This is a genomic window from Clostridium sp. 10cd*, from assembly GCF_044336395.1.
GTDB classification, from domain to species: Bacteria; Bacillota_I; Bacilli_A; order Erysipelotrichales; family Erysipelotrichaceae; genus Clostridium_AQ; species Clostridium_AQ innocuum.
Genome location: NZ_CP172347.1, coordinates 4,506,839 through 4,529,319 on the forward strand (window position 1 = coordinate 4,506,839; position 22,481 = coordinate 4,529,319).

The following is a 22,481-nucleotide window of genomic DNA, read 5'->3' on the forward strand; positions in this document are numbered from 1 at the left end:
CTCCTTCTTCCCTTACAGGGATTTTCCTTCCGATTTTGATAATCTGATGTAATGCCTGATAATCTCGCGACTATCAATTTCAACCTGATGCATCATGACCCAGTAATTGATGTTCGGATCTTTTTCCAGATGCTTTTTGATACTGTCAACATTGGCATTCATGAAATCACAGCCGACATTGATTTTGTTAATACCGTATTTTACACAATTTTCTATGTTTTTATCCCCGGAGCCGGAACCTCCATGCAGAACCAGCGGCATTTTGGTAAGCTCCTTGATTTCCTTTAGACGTTCAAAGTCAAATTCTGGAACATAGCCTTCCGGATAGTTGCCATGAGAGGAGCCAAAGGAGATTGCCAGCGCATCAATGCCGGTTTCCTTCGCAAAGCGCAATGCCTGCTGCGGGTCTGTCTTCATGGCATCATTTGTATAATTGCCGCCTTCACTACCACCCATGCATCCGATTTCCCCTTCAACAGATGCATCAAACTGTCTGGCAAATTCTACAATTTCCTTTGTCATTTTGATATTGCCTTCCAGATCATAGCGGGAGGCGTCCACCATGACACTGGAATATCCGTCATGAAGTGCTTTTTTCAAATATCCGATTTCTTCCCCATGGTCGAAATTTAATGCAACTTCAACACTGGCCCGCTGTGCCAGCAGCTTTACGATCGGTGCAATCAGCTCGCTGTCACAGTGATTCACCATATGCTCCTGAACGATATTCACAATGATGGGAGCTCTTAAATCCTGCGCTGCACTTATGACAGCTCTTGCTGTTTCTATATTAAAGCAGTTGATTGCCATGACTGCATAATTTCCTTCGTTGGCTCTTTGCAACATGCCTTTCATTGATACATACATTGCGATCCCTCTTTCTTTTTATGAGAATGTGATGCCGGAAAGATCCATTTCCTCTTCGACCTCTTCCACCTGAACTTCATCAGCGTCTGTTCTCTTCTTTTTGATAAGTACCAGCAGAACAGCTGTCACACACGTACCGGCCAGCAGTGCGAGCAGGGCTGCGAATGGATTGGTCATGGCCGGGATAACGAAGACACCGCCGGATGGCACGGCACTTCCCACACCCAGAGTAAAGCTGATAGCGCCTGTAACACCACAGCCGATGGAGGTACAGATAACCGTACGAATCAGGTCATTCATAGCAATCGGGATAACACCCTCGGAAATCATGCACAGTCCCATCGGGAAGGCAACCTTGATGTTTTCAACCTCAGTCGATGTATAGATGCGTTTTTTGATGAATTTAGAGATAACAAGGGATAAGGTGATTCCAAGTGGCGGAACCATGGCTGCAAGCACCTTGATTGCTTCCGGCTCCAGAATTCCTTCCAGCAGTAACCCGTCGCAAATAAGATTCGGAACCTTGCTGATCGGACCGCCGAAGTCCAGACATCCAAGGGCACCGATGATAAAGCCGTACAGAACCTTGGAGCTCTGATCCAAACCTGTGATGAAGTTTGTCAGACCTTCTGTTAACCATACGATTGGTGTACCGATTACAAAGTACATCAGTAATCCTGCAATGATGGAAGATAATGTTGGAATGATCATCATCGGCATCAGTGCCTCTGCCCAGTGTGGAACCTTCAGATGCTTTCTGATGAACAATGCGATATAACCGACAATGTAGCCTCCGACCATACCGCCCAGGAAGCCGGCACCCAGGAAGGAAGCAAGCTGCCCCATCAGGAAACCTGGAGCAATACCCGGACGATCTGCGATTGAATAAGAAATATAACCTGCGATAAATGATGGAAGAAGACCCATTCCCAATACACCGAGTGATGTCAATGCACTAGGAATCGTCATCTTGCTTAAATCTGTAACTACCTCTCCACCCATCAGATTTCCGATAGCGATCAGCAGACCGGAAGCAACTACCAGCGGCAGCATATAGGAGATGGCGGTGAGGGCATGGCGTTTCAGCTCAGCACCAAATTTTTTCATAATCCTTTTTCCTCTCTTTCTTTATTTGTTTAATTCTGCTTCAATTTTTTGAATCAGCTGCTTCGGTGCCTTCACACACACATTGGTAGGAACCTTTACTGTCTTTTTCCCCTCAAAGCGCTCCGTACCTGTAATGGCGATGTCAATGGCAAGAATGACAACATCTGCGGCTTTGATCTGTTCCGCTGTTAATTCATCCTCAGTACCGATCGTTCCCTGTGTTTCCACATGGATTGTGTGTCCCATACCTTCCGCAGCTCGAATGAGCTTTTCTTTTGCGATATACGTATGAGCGATTCCGGATGTACAAGCTGCAACTGCAACGATATTCATTTGTACGTCCTCCTTTCTTTAACTGTCTATATTATAAAATGTTTCCGACATTCCTTCCGATTCATTGTGGTATTTTTAATACTGCCCTTTTTTTCTTTCCTTTGAAACAGATGGGAAGATAAATGTGGTACTTTTTATTTTCCTGCAAATATCTCCTTTAATTCTTCTACATTCTCTACCTGCAGCAGACGTTCGACTGCCTCATCATTCCCCAGCTTTCTGGCAATATCCGCCAGCAGCAGCATGTGGTTGCGTGCATACTCATGATCATTGCTTACCGCAAACAGGAAAACCAGACGGACGCCCTTATCATCCAGTGTCTCCCATTCAATTTCATGCTTCAGCTTTGCAATTGCGATACCGACCTGTGTCACAGAATCACTTTTTCCGTGCGGAATAGCGATATAATTGCCGATTCCTGTTGTTCCTTCACTCTCGCGCAGATAGATATCCTTCTTGAAGGCCTCCACATCTGCGATATAGCCTGCATCCTTCAGCTTTCCTGCGAGTAATGTTAATACCTCTTCCTTATTTGCCGCCTCTGCGTTTAAGTCGATGATTCTCTCATCCAATACATCTATTAGTTGCATATCATGTTCCTCCTCGTATTTTTTTATGATATAACATTGCAAATCTTCATGTTGATCGCGTATACTTCTGTCGACTACTGTATCAGATAGCGATACAGCTCCAGATTCGATTTTTTACTGCGTATGATTTTCACCTTTTCATCTGTCTCTATCAGCGATATATACTGCTTATAGAATGACTGTATTCTTCGGATTTCCTCATGTGTGGACATTTTAAAGCCCAGCAGGAAGATCACATCCACCCGGTCATCATCCCAGACAATCGGTTCCGGTAATACTGCAATCGCGACATGGGATTCATTCACTTCACTCATGGCTCCATGGGGAAGTGCCACACGGTTTCCGATACTCGTCGTTGTCGCTTTTTCCCGCTCCATGACGGAATCATAGAATTTTCCTGTCACATAGCCCTTCAGCTCCATGCGCTCACACATGTACTTCAACAGCTCTTCCTTCGTATCAAATGACGTATTGATGAACATCAGCTCAGGAGAGAACAGCTGAAAGCAGATCGGCTCAAATGGATTGATTTCCTCCGATACCCGAAGATTCAGATTATCCATGAAGCTGCGAAGCATCCCGATCCCCGTATCACTTAACAGGTTCGGTATGACGATAATGCGTCTGTCTGTTTCCTTTAACAGCTTGGAGCTTATGATGATATCCTCATCCGGATGCTCATACAGCTTGAAATCATGATGACTGATAACCTTCAGACTGCTGATTTCCGGTACGGTTTTGCGAATCCGCTCGCTTAGCAGCTGTGCGTGTCCCAGATTGCTTTCCGCAAGCAGAATGGCACTGTAGCGCTGATTTCGTCTTTCCAGTGCTGATTGTATATACAGCACGATATAGCCGAGCTCATCCTCTGTAATCTGCAGACCGAAGGTGTTCTCAAACATCATGGATATCGACCAGGCCGCACGGAAGACCGTCTTGTATTCGGTTTTGATGAAATTCACAAGCGAATTGCTTTGTGGAGAGCCGTAACGCAGACGGAATATGGTTGGTCGCATATGGAAGATGAGACTTTCCCGCAGCTTGCTGTCATTTGTCAGATCCACTTCCAGAATATTTCCAATCGTAACCAGCATCTCATCAATAAAATTCAGTATTTTCTGATCATATTTTGAGATATTGGAAATCATATCCACCGCATTGTTGATGCCGATGAATTTCGAGCATAAAATCTGCGTTGCCAGAAACATGACATCCTCGTTGGAGAAGATCACATGCATCTTCTCATGCAGCTTTTTGAAGATAGCGATGGTAAACGGATATTCGTTGTAGCGTTCCAGGATTTCCTGATCCTCCTGTGCGATGCGAAGCGGTGTACTGAAATCCTTACGCTGATATGCCAGACAGCAGTAAATGAGTATTTCGTAAAAGGAAGTATCTGTGAAACGATAATTCCATTCGTTCTCCGTTTCAATAATCGCTTTCTTTATTAAATCGATATCGATACTGGAGAAAAAGTCCTGTGTCTGTCTGCGTGTTTCATCCAGATCATGATCCAGCATGATATAGTCCTTTAATGCGATTCGATAGCTTGTTTCATCATATTTCAGTGAACAGCCGCGGCTTCGTTCGTTGTTGATTTCAATGCCATACGGAGCAAGCCATTTTTCACAGTCTTTCATCACCTTCAATACGGTTGGCGGACTGAGATACAGCTCCTCTGCCAGCTTCTGTGTTGTGATGGTTTCTCTGGGCATCATACGAAAGAATATCTGCAGTGTTTCTCTTACCCGCTGTGTTGCATCATAGCCTACACTGAAGTGCTCGGCACCATCCAGCAGCCGCAGCATTTTTTCCTTCTGCTGCTCGTCCATATTCAGCCAGATTCCGACACGCGGCTTCTTTTCAATGGAGCCTAGCTGATTCTCCTGTAAATAGTTTTGCAGGTGCTCCAGCTTATTTCTGGTTGCCTTTTCCGAAAGAGCAATCATGGAAGCTATTTTACCTGTTGCGACGATATCGCCCTGTACCAGTATCTTCAGTATTTCCTTAATATAGTAATTTTCTTTTTCAGACTTCATAGACACCTCCTGTATCTGCAGTTTCTACACTTGAAGAAACGCAAGACAGGCTGCTCCGAGCAATCCGCTGTCTTCACTCAGGTTTGTTTTTACAACCTTCACCAACGGCTGAATATTCGGATACACCTTTGTTTTCACTCTCTGTTCCACATCCTCTACAAACCCCGGTATCTTGATTGCGACACTGCCGCCAAGAATGACGATTTCCGGATCGACAAACGCATAGATTATGGCAATCGTATTTGCAAGATATTCCTTGGCATCCTCCATAATGTCAATCGCTGTCTGATTTTGCGAACAGGCAAGTGAATATACATCGCCGGCATGCTCAACATCCAAACCGGCTTTTTTTGCGCGTGTTGTAATCGCTGTACCGCTGCAGATAGCTTCCACACCGCCGGGATAAATGGAACCATGGCTGGGACCGTTTCTCCATAACGGAATATTCGCGATTTCATGTGCAAAGCCATGCGCTCCCTGATAGATCTTTTTATCAATGACAAGTCCTGACCCAAGTCCTGTGGAAATGGTCAGAAACTGCACATAGGAGTAGTCTTTCCCCTGACCCAGAACAGCTTCCGCAAGACATGCGAGATTTGCATCATTTTCCAGAAAAACCGGTACCTTTAAACGTGCACTCAGCTCTTTGCTTACCGCAAGACCATGCCAGCCTCCTTTTAAATTGGGAGTGTCCAGAATAATTCCCTGCTTCAAATCCAATGGACCCGGACAGGATAAACCGACTCCTGCGATAGCCACGGAAAAGCTCTGCACCGTCTCCTGAATTTTTTGAAGTGTTGCGTGTGGATTATTTACATCTGTAGGAAACTGTATTCTTTGAATAATCTCATATGCTTCATCAATCAGTGCGATTCTTGTATTTGTTCCTCCGATATCAATTCCTGCTGTATACAATCATATCCCTCCTTATTTACAAGTTAAGAATACCATGAACCCTTTATTCCCTCAAAAAAATATGGGGAATATAAATGAGGTAGTTTTTCCTTTTTGTCGTTTTTGCAGGAATACATATGAAAAAGACCTGTTTATAGTAAACGCATATCGTTCTTTATAAACAGGTCTTTTAATCCTACTTCAAGCTGAAAGATTCGTTGCTATTCCAAATCCTCACCGTTGGATGCTATCACTTTTTTGTACCAGTAGAAGGAATCCTTCTTGTATCGATTCTTAGTACCATTTCCTTCGTTATCCAGATCTACATAGATAAACCCATAGCGTTTCTTCATTTCACCTGTGGAAGCACTAATCAAATCAATACACCCCCATGGAGTATAGCCTCTTAAATCCACGCCATCCTTCAGTGCTGCATGCATAGCTCTGATATGCTCGCGCAAATAGTCTATGCGATACGGATCATGGATACTTCCATCCTCCTCCAGCGTGTCAATTGCCCCTAAGCCATTTTCTACAACCATAACAGGAATTTCATAACGGTCATAAATATCATTGAGGAAATACTGTAAGCCGTCCGGATCCATCCCCCAACCCCAGTCAGTATATTGAATATACTTATTTTTTACACCGAGGCTGAGATTGCCTGCCCCATCCTTTTCTACGCCCTCATGCGTCGTTACGCAGCTTGTTCCATAATAGGAAAAGGTAAAGAAATCAACGGTTCCCTTTTCCAGCTGCTGCATATCCTTCAATGTACAATCAAGTTCGACATAGTCTTCTTTCCATATACGTTTTGCATAGGCCGGATATTTCCCCCGTACCATAACATCACCGCAATAATAAAACGCAGCATACATCCCACCTGATAATCCGGGTCAGTCTCGTGCGCTCTTTGCACAGCTCTTGCACTTGCGACGAACTGATAGTGCAGCTGCTGATAATAAGAGGATACCATTTCTCTGGTTGCATTCGGCATCCAGTCTTTCATCATAATCAGACAATTGATTTCATTAAATGTAAGCCAGTATTTAACCAACCCCTTATATTCCTTAAAAATGACTTCTGTATAGCGATCAAAATAAGCAATCATTTTGCGTTCATTCCAGCCGCCTTCTTCCTCTTCCAAATAAAGCGGTGTATCATAATGTGAAATCGTTACTAAGGGTTCAATATGATATTTCTTCAATTCCATGAACACGTTTCTGTAGAAATCCAAGCCATCCTGATTTGGTTCATGTTCAATTCCCTGCGGAAAGATCCTTGACCAGGAAATTGACATCCGAAACATTTTAAAGCCCATTTCAGCAAACAATGCAATATCCTCTTTGTAGCGATGGTAGAAATCTATCCCCTCCTGATTGGGATAATAATAGCCATCCAGAACTGCACCTTTTCCTCCCTCAGGAATACCTTCAAACTGAGAAACAGCACCCGTCGTTCCATCCGGCATGCGATAGGTCAGCATTCTCGCCGTATCAGCCGTACCTGCTGTCGTGATATCGGTTCTTGCAGGTCCACGTCCTCCCGCATTCCATCCACCCTCGCATTGATTGGCAGCAGTTGCACCGCCCCATAAAAAATTCTTTGGAAAGTTATTCATAACGTTTTATCATCCTTTCATTCCTCTAGCTTTGCGCCATTGGACGCTATCACCTGTTGATACCAGTAGAAGCTGTCCTTTCGATAACGTTTCATCTCTGCTGTTTTTGCGGCATTATCATCCTCATTACGATCTACATAAACGAAGCCATAGCGTTTTGAAATTCCTTCTCTTGTTGAAACCAGATCAATCGCAGACCATGGACAATAGCCCATGATATCTGCACCTTCCTCGATGCCGATACGCATTTGACGAATTGTTTCCCGTAAATGCTCAATGCGATAGGAATCGTGAATTGATCCGTCCGCTTCCAGTATATCTTCTCTTCCATAGCCGTTTTCCGTTATCAACACAGGAAGGTGATAACGCTGCGTCAGTCTTCTAGCGGTTATGCGGATACAATAGGGATCAAAGCTGTGTCCGTCAGCTTCCGAATTCATAAGATATTCATTTTGCACAGCACGCCCGATACCCGGCTTATCCATCAGCTTCATCAAATAGCTTACTTCTCTGTTATCCGCATGCAGCATAGCTTCATAGTCAATTTCAAAGTACGGCAGATATTCCGTTGTATCATTACCATAGCAATTGAAGCCGATAAAATCCGGATGGCAGGTTCTCATGCATTCAAAATCGCCTTCCTCTGTACGTATCTGAATGTCATTTAATTCAAAGTAGTGATTGACACTTTCCGGATATTTCCCGAATACCAGCGCATCCAGGTAAAAATTATTTCTCAGATCATCCATATTCATTGCGGCGATATAATCGATTGGATTGCACGATTTCGGATAGGATGTTGTAATATTCGGTGCCGGTCCGATTTTCGCATCCGGACACAGCTCATGACAAAGATGAATTGCCTTTGCCTGTGCGACCAGCTGCACATGAGCCTGATTATATAATGCATCTAAATTCTGCACCCTGCCGCTGCCGCCTGTCATATCCACGGCCCCAAAGAAAATCAGCATATTCTGTTCATTGTACGTCAGCCAATATGTAACATCCTCTTTGAATTCCGAAAACAGCACTCTGCAGTAGGCGACATAGGCATCCATCATCCTGCGGTTATTCCAATTCCCGTATTTCTTTTCCAAAGCAAGCGGTAAATCAAAATGAAAGATGGTAACAATGGGTTCTATGTCGTATTTACGACATTCAGCAAATACCGCTTTATAAAAATCTATTCCTTTTTGATTTATCTCATTTTCACCATCAGGCAGGATACGGCTCCAGGAAATGGACATCCTGTATGCTTTGAATCCCATTTCCGCCATAAGTGCAATATCCTCTTTCCAATGATGATAGAAATCGGAAGCGTAATGAAAGGAACAGGTTCCTTCATTCAGTTGCTTGACATCCCAGATAGAAAGTCCGCGTCCATCACAATCATAACCGCCCTCTACTTGCGCGCTGGAAGAGCTGCCACCCCATAAAAATCCTTCCGGAAACGCCATAGCTAAACCTCCTGTGCTTCCAGAGCTTCTGCTTGTTCCTTTTCAATACACTGCTTTTCATAAATTTTGAAGAACGGATACCAGATGATTGTCAGTAATGTTTTGCCAGTGCCCTGTTCGCCGACGATCAATGTACTCATAGCGTCTTCCGGATAAAGAATAGCTGCTTTTGCTAATTGAACAGCATTCTTCAGGCTGCCGTTGACACCAATCAGTTTTGAGAAGCAGGATAAATGCTTTTCTTCCTTTTTACCTTCTTTTAATCTATACAGTACAGGTCTTTGCTTTGATTTTTCCAGAATACCCTGCTTAACACAATCATTTAATATCGCTGAAAGATTGGTTCTCTGTATATTTAAATCAGCCGACAGCTCCTGAGTCGTAAAGCCTTTGAAATCTTCACCCTTTTTTATGGTCATGTCCTGCATATACATTAAAACCATTTCTTTATTTGTCCTCATCTATGATCACCTCGGTTATCAGATAACACCTTCATTTTTATAGTATCATATTTATACTTACCAGTACCGCTAAAAGTATAAGAACATAGTGTATAACAGGTTATACAGTATCACAAGAGCTTTGCATGAAACTGCACCTTGCTGTTCACTCATATGTGCGAGAACAGCAAGGTCAGATTGTTATGTCTGTTATGTAAAAATAAAGAGGGTTTTCTTCCAGCATCCACAGACAGAACCTCAGGCTGTCCTCGCTTGCTATATAAAAAAAGCCAATCCGCTTATTAACTAAGGGACTGGCTTATATATTATATATACCTAGACAGATGTTATACAATACAATTATTTTTTGATAATACTTTCATTCCAGTGTTCATTCGGTGCTACTTCCAGCAGGTCTGCTACGGTAGCTGCCACATTGGATAATCCAAGCTGCTCATCCTGCTTTAGCTCTACATCAGCACCGTAAATGATGAACGGAACCTTGTTTAATGTGTGAGATGTCTTTGCCTTTACAGGAGCATCTTCCTTTTTCTTCTTTTCATACATTTCATCGGCGTTTCCATGATCAGCGGTTACGATCAGAATACCGTTAACTGCATCCACAGCCTTCTTTACACGGGCCAGCTGCAAATCCACTGACTCCACACCGATTACGGTAGCTTCAAAGTTTCCTGTATGTCCAACCATATCACCGTTTGGATAGTTCGTACGCAGGAAATCATAGTTTCCGGATTCGATTGCCGCACACAGAACATCTGTAATTTCTGCAGATTTCATCCAAGGACGCTGTTCAAACGGAATTACATCGGATTTGATTTCCACATAGTCTTCCAGCTTTTCATCCAGCTTTTCGGAACGGTTACCATTCCAGAAATACGTAACATGTCCGAATTTCTGCGTTTCACTGATTGCATATTCACGGATACCATGCTTGCACAGCTCTTCCGTCAATGTATATTTAATTTTTGGAGGGTATGTCAGGAAATTATGAGGGATGTTCAGGTCAGCATCATACTGCAGCATTCCGGCAAACATCACCTTCGGCATTCTGACACGGTCAAACTTGTCAAAGCTGTCATCTCCGTCAAACGCCAGAGAGATTTCCTGTGCACGGTCACCACGGAAGTTGAACAGAATGACACTGTCTCCATCCTCGATCGTACCGACCGGCTTTCCATCCTTCGCAATAACGAATCCAGGCAGATCCTGGTCAACTACACCGGATTCTGCACGATAGGTTTCGATTGCTTCCTTCGCAGACGCAAATTCTCTACCTTCGCCAAGCACATGCACATGCCATCCCTGCTCAACCATTGCCCAGTTTGCTTCGTAACGGTCCATGGTAATGGTCATACGTCCGCCACCGCTTGCAATGCAGGCATGGAAGCTGTCATCGTTCAGCTCAGCCATGTAAGCTTCTATATCATCTACATAGGTTAATGCACTTGTTTCCGGAACATCACGTCCATCCAGCAATGCATGAACACGCACTTCCTTAACACCATCTTCCTTAGCCTTTTTAATCAAAGCCTTCAGATGGTTGATGTGAGAGTGCACGTTTCCATCAGAAAGCAATCCGAGGAAATGCATCTTTCCATCCTTACAGTTATTTACAAGTCCGCTCCAGGTTTCTGTTTTAAAGATTTCACCTGTTTCGATATTTTCATTTACCAGCTTCGCTCCCTGAGAATAAATCTGTCCGCAGCCAAGTGCATTGTGTCCTACCTCGCTGTTCCCCATATCATCATCCGTAGGAAGTCCAACAGCAAGACCATGTGCCTTGATTTCTGTATGCGGGCTGTTTTCCCACAGGTTGTCTAATGTTGGTTTATACGCTTTTTTTACGGCATTTCCAAATTCGGAATCACTGATTCCCACACCGTCCATAACCACTAATACTACTGGTCTTTTACTCATTTTCAATACCTCCTGTATTCCCTAATAATATAACACTTTTTGCTGGTTTTAGGAATCCTTTTATATCAATTTCAGCCGTTTGCATGAAATAATCTTATGCCTCTATATGTATTTTTCAAGGAAGGTATCCACCTTTTCCCAATAGGCCAGCGGATCGGCCTCTCTACTCTTTCCATGTCCGGCTCCCTTAACAATCATAAGCTCTTTTTCACCGGCAGCTGCCTTATATAGAGGGTACACCATATCTGTTGGAACGAAATCGTCCGCATCTCCATGGATGAACAGCATGGGGACCTTTTTCCTTTTTACTGCGGCTAGCGCATCCGCATCCTTTAAATCATAGCCTGCACGAAGCTTTGTCACAAGATTTGCGGCATCCAGTGCGGGAAAAGACGGCAATCCAAACAAATCATCCAGCTGGAAGCTAAATTCATCCCAGGCACTTGTATAGCCGCAGTCTTCCACTGCGACTTTTACAGCATCCGGAAGCTGTTCGTTACCACTTGCCATCATAACCGTGCTGGCTCCCATGGATACTCCATACAGAGCGATACTGGCTGAGCTGTCCTGCTTCAGAATATACTTCGACCATTCAACAATATCCTCGCTGTCCCATGCACCCATTCCTATGGAATCGCCTTCACTTTGTCCGTGTGAGCGAAGATCAGGCACCAGTACACGATATCCCTGTTCCGCAAAATGGTTTGCGACCTCTGCCATGTTTTTTGCTTCGCTGATGTAGCCGTGAACAACAATGACCCATTTATTTCCGGTTTGATTGATTTCATAAGCATGCAGCCTATAGCCGTCTTTATTTTTCATCCAGACATCCTTTGTATCACGCGCCATCATTTCATTATAGGAATCCTTCGATGCCTGTGCTGCTTTGGGATCCTCCTCTTCATTTCCGAATACAACGCTTTTATCACTATGTGCGTCAATCGCCAGTGTATAGAAATAATTACCGGCAAATCCAAGACCGCCCAATACCAGAATCAGCAGACTGATACCAATTCCGATTACTACCTTTGTTCTCTTTTTCATATCATCACTCCATTTACTTTTATAATCAAACTTTGTTATTATAGCAGACATTATCTGAAATGCAAGCAAATGAAGAATGAATTGAATATGAATCGTTATGAAACACCATAAAGCTGAAAAAAACTCATGATGTGATACAGAATGGAGTGAACAGCTTTTATTGCATGGCTCGAATATATCATATAGAAGATTCTCATATTGAATGAAAAAGCTCTTTGCGAATTTATTTTTTCTTTTGACACATAAAAAATTTCGATAAATATAAACAAATAGTGGATTATTTAGGAATTCAGTATCTTCCATACGTATATAGGGGTGTAAGGAACCCTTACAGAATGGAGGACATAAAAATGTCAAACACAATGCATCAACTCAGCTACAGTAATGATCTATTTTTTAAGTACACCCTTTCCCGTGAGGATGAAGGCTCTGTGTACGCCCGCAACACCATCATTGAACGTGTTACCGGAATTCGGGTAAAGGAAAGCACCGTGCTCAATCCCAATCTGGATCCGGGCATCATTCTGGATGTTCATGTGAAGGATGAACAAAACCGCCATTTCAATATCGAGATGCAGACCACCTACAAGGGATTAGCGGAAATGATGCGCTTTGAATTTTACGGTGCCAGAGCATTGAACAATCAGCTCAACAGCGGTAAGAAGTACAGGGATTTAAAGCCGGTATATCAGATTATTTTCATTGACGAATATGCATGGAACAACAGAAATCTGATCAATCAGTATCAGATGCGCAATGAGCAGGGAGAGAAGGAAAGCTACTATCCGCTCATCCTTCGCACCTATATTCATATGCCGGCAATCAATGACATCGTAAGGGAGAAGGAAATACAGAGGCTGAATGACTTTGAACAGCTGGTGTATCTGTTTGAAAACAATGGAAAAAATGATATACTGAAGTCAAAGGAAAGGCTGGTGAAGGTATTCATGGATAAGTACGAGGAAATGCAGAAGGATGACGAGCTGTGGTCAACCGCAATGGCGATTCAGATGGGAGAGGCACGTTACCGCTATGGCTTGGAGGACAGCTTTGAAGAAGGAAAAATTGAAGGGGAGAAGATTGGTATACAGAAAGGTAGGATATCGCTGTTACTCAAGCTGTTAAAAAGTAAATATCATGAGGATTGCTCAGCCTGGCTGCTCTCTTTGAATGATGAACAGATGGAAGCCGTATCCAGCTTGATACTGGTCTGTAATTCTTTTCAGGAGCTGAAGAATCAGGTTACGATAATGAAGTAATACATACAATCCCAACTAAGAAAACTGTTTTATGAGCGCTTCTGATAAAACAGTTTTTTGTTCTTTTTCACTCTCAAACATATAAAGCCCTGTTCATACAGTTGAGCCAGTCCGCTTCACCTCAATCTGCTCATTATCCTGAGCTATACACGTATATCGCGTATGAAGAAAACAGCAGCGCCATTCGGCATCCCAATCCCTGAAGCAGCACAGGTCTTTTACAGGACTGCAGGGAGGACAGCCTATTTCTTAATTCATCAGCCTATATTGGTATACAGGAGTTAATAATCAACAATTCCATTGCTTAAAAGCTGGCTTTCCAGTAGGTGCCCGACACGAAAACCTATCGTACATGCAATAGAAATGGAAGCTGGTGTAAGCCAGATACAGAAGTAATCCTTATAAAACAGTATGAACCAAAAAATACATATCCAAAGCAGATATGTATTCAGAGTATTCTTGAAAATGCCAGGATCAGAAACAGAACTCCACTGACCCAGGACAGCCTGCATTCTTTCAGCGATAGCACTCTGCTGCCCAGAAAGGATCCCCCCAGAATTGCCAGTATACCGACGCAGAAACTGATGACCAGCACCGGCAGAGGCTGCACAATGCTGATACCCAGCGCAAAGCCGCTCGCCAGTGAATCAATCGACAGAGCCACAGCCAGATACAGTGCCTCCTTCAGGGAAAGCAGCTTGCTGTTATCCGCATCCGCCTTGGTTTCATCCAGATAGATGTCCAGAACAAACGATATTCCACTGTATTCAAAGCTCAGCTTTTTCCGTTTATAGGTGCCAAGAAACGACTTGATGGTTCCCTGAAACAGGGAGCTAAGACCAATCATAAAGAAAATCGTGAAGGATATCATGCGGCAGATATACGGCGGTATGAACTGCTGTATAAATGCTGCTGTATACAGGGAAAATGACAGAAACAGCACACCGATCAAGGAAATCAGAACCGCTGATTTCCAGGGTATGCGTATATGCTCGCCACCATAGGCAAGAGAGGCCAGAAAGCTGTCCAGACTCAGGGCAATGACAAGTAAAAAGGCATTCCACATGCTTATCAGACTCCTCTTTACTATCATATTGAATCTGAAAATTTATGTGACGAACGTTTTACGGAGCCTTATCCGACGGATTTCTGTTTCGGTTTCTTTCTAAGCTTTAATTCAGCAGGTATTTTAGCAGCGGCCTCCTGCAGCAGGGACGCAGCAAGCTCCGCTTTTTCCTTTCTTGTGTACGTATCCGTTTTTACTTCTGATAAACGTTGCATGACACCTCTCAGCTCCTTCAGCTCCAGCAGATTTACAGCAAGTGTAAACAGCGTTTTCCTTCTGCCATCATTATAATCTGATAAAAGCTCCTTTAGAATCTCAATTTTTTCCAGCTGTTCCTTGTGATATGCAGCGGCACCTATCGTATGCATGCGCATGAAATCCTGCATGCGGTTGCGGTGCGTGATAAAGGAATCATACGCATCCGGTTCTGCATACCGCTCACAAGGAAATTCAGAGCATGCAGAGCAATACATCGGTGTATCCTCCTTCTGCATAGCACACCGTGCAATCGCACACGCCTGATTTCCGGCACCTCCCCCGCACCCTGGACAATACCCGCCCAGATGCATACTGCAAAGTCCGCAGTTCAACCCGCATAGTGAAAACAGCTGATCCTCTCTTTCAAACCCCTTCATGCACACACCTCCGTTTTGATACAAATCTGCTTCTCTGTCTTCATTCTACCATCTCTATTTCAGAAAGTCATGACTTTTATCGGCATGTGTATATCAGAGCTTGGCTTGCAGGCAGGAGACGGTTAGAATATACAGCTGGCAATTACGAAAAAAAACAGGAAGCGAGCCATGTCGAAATTGCTCAATCCTCCTGTTCTATATATCAGGTGCTGTGTCGAAGCATGTATGCCGGATAGCGTATGCATGCCGGCAGAAGATTACAGCTCTGTAATATTACCTTTCTTATCAGCCAGAATCACACTCATATTCAGACTGTTTTTTACTGCCTTCGGAATTTCATTCCACTGTCTGCGATAGGAAACAGAGTCGTTAAATGCAATACTGTAATGTGTATTTGTATCCTCAATATGCTTTAAAACCTCGCTCAGCTTCACCGGCAGTGTCTGTTTTCTTCCCCGTTTGATCCCCTGTACATTGATCACCCAGCGCTGGCTCTCGTTGTGTGCTTCAATGAAATCCTTATTTTCGATGTATTCCCAGCCATGCTCACCCAGCCAGGATTTGATAAGATTGCATAAATCCTCTGTATTTCTCTTCATTTTTGCTTTTCTTGCGGCCAGCTTTTCTTCTTCACTCTTTGCCGGTCTTCCGCGTTTCTTATTCGGGAACATACGCTCTCTTTCCTCCAGCTGCTCTACATAAAAGCGTACCGTCAGATGAGAACCAAAGCCGGTATTTCCCTTTGGTCTTCTGAGAATCTCATCGCCTTCCAGCATCAGCTTGTAGATCGCCTGGCAGCAGGTTGGCATCGTTGCATGGTTTGGGCTCACGTTCGCATGCAGCTCCTTGGAGTTTACTTCTATAAATGCCTTGCCTTCTTTTTGTGCAGTCACCTTCATGTTTTCAATAACTTCCAAGTAATCTTTAATTCCTGGACCTTTCATTCTTTAACACTCTCCTTTTATTGCTTACATTGTAAATGTTTTGATTTGTCGAATACTATCACAATTTGACCAGTTAAAAAATTTTTTTAAAAAATATGTGTATAATAGAGTTAGGAAGTGGTGAAGACATGAGAAAAATGCTATTTAAGAAAATTTTGAGCATCCTGGATGCCATCGAGCTGCAGGGTGTTAGCTTACATGATGCCCCGTTGCGTGTATATGAGGAGATTGCAGGCGAGTATTATGCCATGAAGCTCAGTGAAATTCGGGATTTGATCGGCTTTCTGAATGAAAAGAAAATGCTGAAGACAACGCCGCGTGGAATTGATTTAACGCCTGCGGCAACAATCTATGCCAAAAGCAATCAGAATTCCGGTGTGGAGGCTCTGTCTATATTTGAAAGCTTTATCAAGGATCCTTTAATTTTCAGATACTATCATGAACAGATGCGGACAAATCCGTTTCGTGATAAACAGCTTGTCCTGGAATATGTCGACAGAGAAAGCCTTCAGCTCATGCTGCAGACAACTCTGTTTGAGGTCGTGGAGGAGAAGCTGCGCTTCCATCCGCGGCTGCTGAAGGGAATATCGGATATCCTGCAGGAATACAGTGATGAAAAAGTACCGCTGGTATCCATCACACTGACTGCGCTGTACACCTCCATTATCGTTGCTCACGAGGATATGCGTATTGACTATAAGAATACCAGCTACAGTATGATCGATTATAAATATAAGAATATCATACATGGCATCATTCCAAGAAAAGGGATCCCCCATGACCGGGATGAAACCAAGGCGCTGCAGGTATTTTATAAGGATACGCTGTTTCATGAGTTTGACCATAGCTGTCCAATCTGCGGTATCAATATACCACATATGCTGATTGCATCACACATCAAGCCGTTTCGTGACTGTGCGCATATTTATGAGGCAATCGACCACGACAATGGTTTGCTCTTATGCCGCAATCATGATTATCTCTTTGATCAGGGCTATTTTACATTTGATGAAAATGGCTATATCATCTTCAGTGAAGAGCTGCTGGAAAAAGATAATCTGGACAGTGCCTACAGTCTTCGTAAGAACTACAGGCTTGCAGAATGCTATCTGAGCGAAAACCGGATGAAGTTTATGGCATATCATCGGGAATTTATTTTTCACAGGAACAGGTAAGATATCCATTCCTTATTATAGAGATAAAATATAAAGTAAATATTAACAGAACATAAAATAGTATGTGAAATTGTCGAAGAAATGATACCTGCAGATCCTAAGAAATATACCATGAAGGAAGCTCACTGCTTCCTTTTTATATGGCAGGTTACAATACGTGGCAGCTTAGGATAAAAAAGATGTTCAAAAATCTAGGGCAGGATGATCGACTATTCTAACTGTAACTTTTACACTTACAGTAAAAGGAGGTATTGTATGAAAAAAATAGCTTTGTTTACCGTATTTGCCTGTATCATGGTCATACTGCAGGGCTGCGCAAAGGATATGCCGACGGAGGAGAATAAGGAAGCTGTACAGGAAAACAGCAATGCCTATCACAAAATTGACGCGAAGAAAGCAAAAGAAATGATGGATGCCGGAAAGGTCACGATCGTTGATGTAAGAACACAGCAGGAGTATAGGGAAAAACATATACCGGATGCCGTCCTTGTACCGAATGAAACGATTGAGGACGAAGCGAAGGACAAGCTTCCGGATACGGATGCTGTTTTGATTGTACATTGCCGAACGGGAGTCCGCAGTAAACAGGCAAGCGACAAGCTGGTACAGATGGGTTATAAGAATGTGTATGTTTTTGGTGGTATCAATGACTGGCCGTATGATACGGTAAGCGAATAAGCCTATGAATAGCGAGTTTATTATTGCACTGCATGCACTTGCCTATCTAAGGCATCGCAATACAAAGGTTTCCAGTGAGGAGCTGGCGAAAAGTATCTGTACAAATCCGGCGCGCATCCGCAAGGTGATGGCCAAGCTGAAAAAAGCCGGATTGCTGGAAACAAGAGAGGGTAACAGCGGCGGCTATGAGCTGCAAGGTGATGCATCCGCGATCAAGCTGTCCGATCTTGCACAGGCATTACAGCAGCCATTGACGAAATCCGGATGGAGAAGCGGTGCACTGAATACCTATTGTATGGTTGCTACCGGTATGGGTACTGTTGTGGACACACTGGAAGCTTCCCTGAATGAGGTGTGTATGCAATCCCTTTCTCAAATCACGATTGAAGATATCAGCCAACAGCTGATTGCTATTGAAAACCATAAAAATAAGGAGGAATGAAGTATGGCACTCGTAACAGCAAACAATGAGAATTTTTATGAACTAATTGAAAAAGAAGGAACCGTTGTGGAATTCTGGGCACCGTGGTGCGGATACTGTAGGCGTCTGTCACCGGTATTGAAACAGATTGCAGGGGAGTATCCTGATCTGACACTGGTACAGGTGAACATTGATGATAATGAAGAGCTTACTGAGCGCTATGGTGTGGAAACAATTCCAAGCCTGATGGTATTCCATGATAAAAAGCCATCCACTCTTTTGATTGCACCACAGGCAAAAGCGCAGGTAATCACATGGATGAAGGAACAAAAAGCTGCAGGAATCGAATAGAAGGTGAGGTGTTCTTATGAACAAGCAACTGTATGATGTGGTGATTATCGGTGGCGGTCCTGCTGGCTATAGTGCAGCTTTGTACTGTGCGAGAAGCGCGTTATCGGTTCTCGTGCTGGAAAAGCTATCAGCGGGAGGCCAGATGGCAACCACTGGAATCGTAGAGAATTATCCAGGCTTTGAGGAAGGAATCGACGGCTTTGATCTTGGAGAAAAGATGCAGCAGCAGGCAGAACGCTTTGGCGCCAAAACCGCTTATGCCGGCGTTGAAGGTGCGGATTTAACAGCACAGCCAAAGCTTTTGCATACGGACGAAGGTGATATTGAAGCAAAGACGGTAATCATCGCCACCGGAGCCTATCCAAGAGAGCTTGGTCTTCCAAACGAATCCAGCCTGCGAGGGCGCGGTGTCGCTTATTGTGCAGCCTGTGACGGCATGATGTATAAAGGGAAGGATGTCATTATTGTCGGTGGCGGAAACAGCGCCATTGCGGATGCTCTGTATCTGGAAAAGATATGCAAAAGTGTTACTCTGATTCATCGTCGCGAGGAGCTCAGAGCAAGCAAGGTGTATGCAGGTCAGCTGGAAAACAGCACCATCCGCTTTGTCTGGAACAGCCGTGTAAAAGAAATTCTCGCAGATAACAAGGTCAGTGGAGCCGTTATTGAAAACTTAAAAACAAAGGAAACACAGGTCATAGCTGCACAGGGGCTGTTTGTCGCTATCGGACGCATCCCGGATACCGCAGTCTTTCAGGGACAGCTGGAAGTGAACAAGGCAGGCTATATCGTAGCGGACGAAACAACACGGACCAGTATTCCCGGTGTATTCGCCATCGGAGATGTTCGTGATAAGCCTCTGCGTCAGATCGTCACTGCAGTGAGTGATGGAGCTGTCGCTTCTAAGTTTGTAGACGAATTCCTTGCAGGATTACCGCAATAAAGTTACAATAAAACAAACATAGCAGGATGTGACGGCATTCGGGGAGGAAAGCGTATGATACAGGAATTGTTTACTTTTATTACACAGCGTTGGGATTTTCTGTTGCCGCTTATTTATGAGCATTTACAGATATCCGCAATCGCTATTGTCTTTGCCACCATAGTAGGTGTCAGTGTCGGTATTCTCATTGCGGAGAAACGAAAGGCTTCTTCTCTGACACTTGGAGTCATCAGCTTTCTGTATACGATTCCTTCCATTTCCATGCTTGGCTTTCTGATTCCGGTAACCGGGATCGGTAATACGAGCGCCATCATCGCATTAAGCATCTATGCACTGCTTCCTATTATTCGCGCTACCTATACCGGTATCACAGGTGTGGAAGATGATATTCTGGAGGCTGCCCGCGGTATGGGAAGTACTGCTTCACAGATTCTCTGGCGCATTAAGCTCCCGCTTGCCATGCCGGTTATTTTATCCGGATTTAAAAACATGGTGGTGATGACGATTGCCCTGGCGGGTATTGCTTCCTTTATCGGAGCAGGCGGTCTGGGTGTTGCCATTTACCGCGGTATCACAACCAATAATTTAACGATGACGCTGGCAGGAAGTCTGGCAGTTGCCGTACTTGCCTTTCTCTTTGATATTCTGATGAATATTCTGGAATCCTTTTTCACAAAACGGAAGCATTCCAGAAAACAGAAGCGCACTGTGGCCGTAGTGCTTCTCTGTATTCTGCTTGCGGGATGCACAACCATGCTTGCGATTCCTTCCAAAAAGGATACCATTCATATCGCCACAAAACCAATGACAGAGGAATTTATTATCGGAGAAATGTTGAAGCAGCTGATCGAAGACCGTACAGACCTTTCCGTTGAAATAACCAAGGGAGTCGGCGGAGGTACGAGCAATATTCATCCGGCAATGGTTAAGGGTGATTTTGACATGTATCCGGAATATACCGGCACCTCATGGAGCTTTGTGTTAAAGAAAAAAGAAATACCTGAGCACGATATCCTGTACAAGGAGCTTATCAGGGAATATAAGCAGCAGTATCATCTGGAATGGACAGGCTTATACGGCTTCAATAACACCTATGGTATCGCGGTCACAAAAGAAACAGCACAGCGCTATCACTTAAAGACCTATGCTGATTTGGCCAGCGTATCCAGCCGGATGTCCTTTGGTGCAGAATATGACTATTATGAACGTGATGACGGATATGATGCTATGGTAAAAGCAAATGATTTTCATTTCAAAAAGAGTGTGGACCTGGATATCGGTCTGAAATATGATGCCCTGTTGAAGGGGGAGGTGGATGCCATTCTGGTTTTCACAACGGATGGAAGAATCAGTGATCCCGCTATCGTTGTACTGCAGGATGAAAGCAATTATTTTGAAAAATATTATGCAGGAACTGTAGTCCGCGAGGAGACACTTGCCGCATATCCCCAGCTGCGCAGTGTTCTGGAGCTGTTAAATGGACAGATCAGTGAAAAAGAAATGGCGGAGATGAACAATGATGTTGAAACCAATGGCAGAAACGAGACAGATGTCGCAAGAGATTTCCTTGTGAAGAAGCAGCTTCTGGAGGTAACAAAATGAGCAGCATAAGAATGGAGCATATCTTCCACTCCTATGGAGAGCATACTGTCCTGAAGGATTTCTGTATGGATATTCAGGACGGAGAGTTTATCAGTGTTATCGGTGGAAGCGGAAGCGGTAAAACAACTGTTCTGAAGCTGATCAACGGCCTTCTGATTCCGGATCAAGGTGAAATCCATGTGCAGAATAAGGATATTCGCAAGGTGGATCAGAATGAGCTGCGCCGTAATATCGGCTATGTCATCCAAAGCATCGGTCTGTTTCCGCATATGACGATTGAGGAAAACATCGGTTATGTACTGTCGCTGACGAAACAGGATTCCTCTTTGATTCAGAAACGTGTGAAGGAAATGATGGATATCATGAAGCTGGAGGAGCAGCTGCTGAACCGTTATCCCGACGAGCTGAGCGGAGGGCAGAAGCAGCGTGTCGGTATTGCCCGTGCACTTGCTTCTCATCCGAAAATTCTGTTAATGGATGAGCCGTTCGGTGCCGTGGATGAAATCACCCGCCACTCCCTTCAGGATGAAATTCTCAGGATTTACCATGAATTGCACATCACAATTTTCTTCATCACACATGATATCCGTGAAGCACTTCGTCTTGGAACACGCGTCATGATTATGAAGGATGGCAATATTGAACAGTTCGATACACCGGATATAGTGAATAAACAGCCGCAGACAGAATTTGTCCGACAGCTGTTATCCTACCTGAATGAGTAAACCTAGGTATATGGAACTGTATCAAATACCTTATACATATCATAATGAAAACGGAGAGATGATGCCTGAATTAAAACAGCATACATACTCTCCATTTTCTATCTAACAAGCAGGCAGAATACCCCACCTCAGTGGTATACAAAGGAGAAGCGGCAGGGATCAGAGTCGTAATCTGTGAAGAAGCAATACAATCGAAGGCTAGTTCCATTGACGAGGATTAAATACCAGTCTATGGAAACGATGTAGCGCATACCTTCACAGGGAAAAGAATCAAGCGAGGATTGTATAGAAGCAAAAACGGCATTCTAATGAATGCCGATATCAATGGAGCAAGCAATATCATACGAAAAGT

At 43.8% G+C, this 22,481-nt stretch carries 21 protein-coding genes and 1 pseudogene; 8 read left to right on the forward strand and 14 right to left on the reverse strand.

The window, feature by feature from the left end; all coding sequences use genetic code 11:
* Positions 1–12 precede the first annotated feature (12 nt).
* The 11 genes and pseudogenes from ACG3M1_RS22395 to ACG3M1_RS22445 form a co-directional block, all read right to left on the reverse strand.
* The gene (locus tag ACG3M1_RS22395) at positions 13–867 is read right to left on the reverse strand and encodes a class II fructose-bisphosphate aldolase (RefSeq protein WP_008816203.1); all 855 of its coding nucleotides are present in this window, start codon (positions 865–867) and stop codon (positions 13–15) included.
* A gap of 18 nt (positions 868–885) precedes the next feature.
* Positions 886–1,974: a PTS fructose transporter subunit IIC gene (locus ACG3M1_RS22400; RefSeq protein ID WP_395814639.1), complete on the reverse strand. Its 1,089-nt coding sequence runs from the start codon at positions 1,972–1,974 to the stop codon at positions 886–888.
* Between the two features lie 21 nt (positions 1,975–1,995).
* Positions 1,996–2,307, reverse strand: coding sequence for a PTS fructose transporter subunit IIB (locus tag ACG3M1_RS22405; protein ID WP_002606527.1), 312 nt, complete (start codon positions 2,305–2,307; stop codon positions 1,996–1,998).
* Between the two features lie 134 nt (positions 2,308–2,441).
* Positions 2,442–2,897, reverse strand: coding sequence for a PTS sugar transporter subunit IIA (locus ACG3M1_RS22410; RefSeq protein WP_002606528.1), 456 nt, complete (start codon positions 2,895–2,897; stop codon positions 2,442–2,444).
* Between the two features lie 74 nt (positions 2,898–2,971).
* Complete coding sequence (locus ACG3M1_RS22415; RefSeq protein ID WP_008816202.1) at positions 2,972–4,936, reverse strand: BglG family transcription antiterminator; 1,965 nt, start codon at positions 4,934–4,936, stop codon at positions 2,972–2,974.
* Between the two features lie 24 nt (positions 4,937–4,960).
* A complete protein-coding gene (locus tag ACG3M1_RS22420; protein ID WP_008816201.1) occupies positions 4,961–5,851 on the reverse strand; it encodes an ROK family protein in 891 nt (296 codons plus the stop codon).
* 200 nt (positions 5,852–6,051) lie between these two features.
* Positions 6,052–7,451, reverse strand: a pseudogene (locus ACG3M1_RS22425) (glycoside hydrolase family 1 protein).
* 17 nt (positions 7,452–7,468) lie between these two features.
* Positions 7,469–8,908 (reverse strand): glycoside hydrolase family 1 protein, encoded by a 1,440-nt coding sequence (locus ACG3M1_RS22430; RefSeq protein ID WP_008816199.1) that lies wholly within the window; start codon positions 8,906–8,908, stop codon positions 7,469–7,471.
* Positions 8,909–8,910: 2 nt separating this feature from the next.
* Positions 8,911–9,369: a sigma 54-interacting transcriptional regulator gene (locus ACG3M1_RS22435; protein ID WP_242408082.1), complete on the reverse strand. Its 459-nt coding sequence runs from the start codon at positions 9,367–9,369 to the stop codon at positions 8,911–8,913.
* Between the two features lie 339 nt (positions 9,370–9,708).
* Complete coding sequence (gene gpmI, locus ACG3M1_RS22440; RefSeq protein ID WP_008816197.1) at positions 9,709–11,286, reverse strand: 2,3-bisphosphoglycerate-independent phosphoglycerate mutase; 1,578 nt, start codon at positions 11,284–11,286, stop codon at positions 9,709–9,711.
* Positions 11,287–11,388: 102 nt separating this feature from the next.
* Positions 11,389–12,330 (reverse strand): alpha/beta hydrolase, encoded by a 942-nt coding sequence (locus ACG3M1_RS22445; RefSeq protein WP_008816196.1) that lies wholly within the window; start codon positions 12,328–12,330, stop codon positions 11,389–11,391.
* A 350-nt stretch (positions 12,331–12,680) separates the two neighbouring features.
* Between ACG3M1_RS22445 and ACG3M1_RS22450 the strand changes: the two genes are divergently transcribed.
* The gene (locus tag ACG3M1_RS22450; protein WP_009270017.1) at positions 12,681–13,589 is read left to right on the forward strand and encodes a PD-(D/E)XK nuclease family transposase; all 909 of its coding nucleotides are present in this window, start codon (positions 12,681–12,683) and stop codon (positions 13,587–13,589) included.
* A gap of 448 nt (positions 13,590–14,037) precedes the next feature.
* Here the strand turns inward: ACG3M1_RS22450 and ACG3M1_RS22455 are convergent, their stop codons facing one another.
* The 3 genes from ACG3M1_RS22455 to ACG3M1_RS22465 all read right to left on the reverse strand — a co-directional run bounded on the left by ACG3M1_RS22455 (position 14,038) and on the right by ACG3M1_RS22465 (position 16,234).
* Complete coding sequence (locus ACG3M1_RS22455) at positions 14,038–14,655, reverse strand: manganese efflux pump (protein WP_008816193.1); 618 nt, start codon at positions 14,653–14,655, stop codon at positions 14,038–14,040.
* A gap of 68 nt (positions 14,656–14,723) precedes the next feature.
* Positions 14,724–15,290: a DUF3795 domain-containing protein gene (locus ACG3M1_RS22460; RefSeq protein ID WP_008816192.1), complete on the reverse strand. Its 567-nt coding sequence runs from the start codon at positions 15,288–15,290 to the stop codon at positions 14,724–14,726.
* Positions 15,291–15,547: 257 nt separating this feature from the next.
* Complete coding sequence (locus ACG3M1_RS22465) at positions 15,548–16,234, reverse strand: hypothetical protein (protein ID WP_002606536.1); 687 nt, start codon at positions 16,232–16,234, stop codon at positions 15,548–15,550.
* A gap of 128 nt (positions 16,235–16,362) precedes the next feature.
* Between ACG3M1_RS22465 and ACG3M1_RS22470 the strand changes: the two genes are divergently transcribed.
* The 7 genes from ACG3M1_RS22470 to ACG3M1_RS22500 all read left to right on the forward strand — a co-directional run bounded on the left by ACG3M1_RS22470 (position 16,363) and on the right by ACG3M1_RS22500 (position 22,129).
* Entirely contained in the window at positions 16,363–17,409 is a 1,047-nt protein-coding gene (locus tag ACG3M1_RS22470; RefSeq protein ID WP_008816191.1) for an HNH endonuclease, read from the forward strand.
* A 255-nt stretch (positions 17,410–17,664) separates the two neighbouring features.
* Positions 17,665–18,087, forward strand: coding sequence for a rhodanese-like domain-containing protein (locus ACG3M1_RS22475; RefSeq protein WP_008816190.1), 423 nt, complete (start codon positions 17,665–17,667; stop codon positions 18,085–18,087).
* A gap of 4 nt (positions 18,088–18,091) precedes the next feature.
* Complete coding sequence (locus ACG3M1_RS22480) at positions 18,092–18,529, forward strand: RrF2 family transcriptional regulator (RefSeq protein ID WP_008816189.1); 438 nt, start codon at positions 18,092–18,094, stop codon at positions 18,527–18,529.
* A gap of 3 nt (positions 18,530–18,532) precedes the next feature.
* Complete coding sequence (locus ACG3M1_RS22485; protein WP_161129468.1) at positions 18,533–18,859, forward strand: thioredoxin family protein; 327 nt, start codon at positions 18,533–18,535, stop codon at positions 18,857–18,859.
* Between the two features lie 16 nt (positions 18,860–18,875).
* A complete protein-coding gene (gene trxB / locus ACG3M1_RS22490) occupies positions 18,876–19,802 on the forward strand; it encodes a thioredoxin-disulfide reductase (protein WP_242408083.1) in 927 nt (308 codons plus the stop codon).
* A gap of 54 nt (positions 19,803–19,856) precedes the next feature.
* Positions 19,857–21,404, forward strand: a complete 1,548-nt coding sequence (locus ACG3M1_RS22495) for a glycine betaine ABC transporter substrate-binding protein (protein WP_242408084.1) — start codon at positions 19,857–19,859, stop codon at positions 21,402–21,404.
* Positions 21,401–22,129: an ATP-binding cassette domain-containing protein gene (locus ACG3M1_RS22500; RefSeq protein WP_242408085.1), complete on the forward strand. Its 729-nt coding sequence runs from the start codon at positions 21,401–21,403 to the stop codon at positions 22,127–22,129. Before ACG3M1_RS22495 ends, ACG3M1_RS22500 begins: the two co-directional genes overlap by 4 nt.
* Positions 22,130–22,481: the final 352 nt, after the last annotated feature.

What these genes read in the sequence shown, in the direction of transcription:
- ACG3M1_RS22395 (WP_008816203.1), bottom strand. Translation starts at nt 867, where the DNA reads ATGTATGTATCAATGAAAGGCATGTTGCAAAGAGCCAACGAAGGAAAT.
- ACG3M1_RS22400 (WP_395814639.1), bottom strand. Translation starts at nt 1,974, where the DNA reads ATGAAAAAATTTGGTGCTGAGCTGAAACGCCATGCCCTCACCGCCATC.
- ACG3M1_RS22405 (WP_002606527.1), bottom strand. Translation starts at nt 2,307, where the DNA reads ATGAATATCGTTGCAGTTGCAGCTTGTACATCCGGAATCGCTCATACG.
- ACG3M1_RS22410 (WP_002606528.1), bottom strand. Translation starts at nt 2,897, where the DNA reads ATGCAACTAATAGATGTATTGGATGAGAGAATCATCGACTTAAACGCA.
- ACG3M1_RS22415 (WP_008816202.1), bottom strand. Translation starts at nt 4,936, where the DNA reads ATGAAGTCTGAAAAAGAAAATTACTATATTAAGGAAATACTGAAGATA.
- ACG3M1_RS22430 (WP_008816199.1), bottom strand. Translation starts at nt 8,908, where the DNA reads ATGGCGTTTCCGGAAGGATTTTTATGGGGTGGCAGCTCTTCCAGCGCG.
- ACG3M1_RS22435 (WP_242408082.1), bottom strand. Translation starts at nt 9,369, where the DNA reads ATGAGGACAAATAAAGAAATGGTTTTAATGTATATGCAGGACATGACC.
- gpmI (WP_008816197.1), bottom strand. Translation starts at nt 11,286, where the DNA reads ATGAGTAAAAGACCAGTAGTATTAGTGGTTATGGACGGTGTGGGAATC.
- ACG3M1_RS22445 (WP_008816196.1), bottom strand. Translation starts at nt 12,330, where the DNA reads ATGAAAAAGAGAACAAAGGTAGTAATCGGAATTGGTATCAGTCTGCTG.
- ACG3M1_RS22450 (WP_009270017.1), top strand. Translation starts at nt 12,681, where the DNA reads ATGTCAAACACAATGCATCAACTCAGCTACAGTAATGATCTATTTTTT.
- ACG3M1_RS22455 (WP_008816193.1), bottom strand. Translation starts at nt 14,655, where the DNA reads ATGTGGAATGCCTTTTTACTTGTCATTGCCCTGAGTCTGGACAGCTTT.
- ACG3M1_RS22460 (WP_008816192.1), bottom strand. Translation starts at nt 15,290, where the DNA reads ATGAAGGGGTTTGAAAGAGAGGATCAGCTGTTTTCACTATGCGGGTTG.
- ACG3M1_RS22465 (WP_002606536.1), bottom strand. Translation starts at nt 16,234, where the DNA reads ATGAAAGGTCCAGGAATTAAAGATTACTTGGAAGTTATTGAAAACATG.
- ACG3M1_RS22470 (WP_008816191.1), top strand. Translation starts at nt 16,363, where the DNA reads ATGAGAAAAATGCTATTTAAGAAAATTTTGAGCATCCTGGATGCCATC.
- ACG3M1_RS22475 (WP_008816190.1), top strand. Translation starts at nt 17,665, where the DNA reads ATGAAAAAAATAGCTTTGTTTACCGTATTTGCCTGTATCATGGTCATA.
- ACG3M1_RS22480 (WP_008816189.1), top strand. Translation starts at nt 18,092, where the DNA reads ATGAATAGCGAGTTTATTATTGCACTGCATGCACTTGCCTATCTAAGG.
- ACG3M1_RS22485 (WP_161129468.1), top strand. Translation starts at nt 18,533, where the DNA reads ATGGCACTCGTAACAGCAAACAATGAGAATTTTTATGAACTAATTGAA.
- trxB (WP_242408083.1), top strand. Translation starts at nt 18,876, where the DNA reads ATGAACAAGCAACTGTATGATGTGGTGATTATCGGTGGCGGTCCTGCT.
- ACG3M1_RS22495 (WP_242408084.1), top strand. Translation starts at nt 19,857, where the DNA reads ATGATACAGGAATTGTTTACTTTTATTACACAGCGTTGGGATTTTCTG.
- ACG3M1_RS22500 (WP_242408085.1), top strand. Translation starts at nt 21,401, where the DNA reads ATGAGCAGCATAAGAATGGAGCATATCTTCCACTCCTATGGAGAGCAT.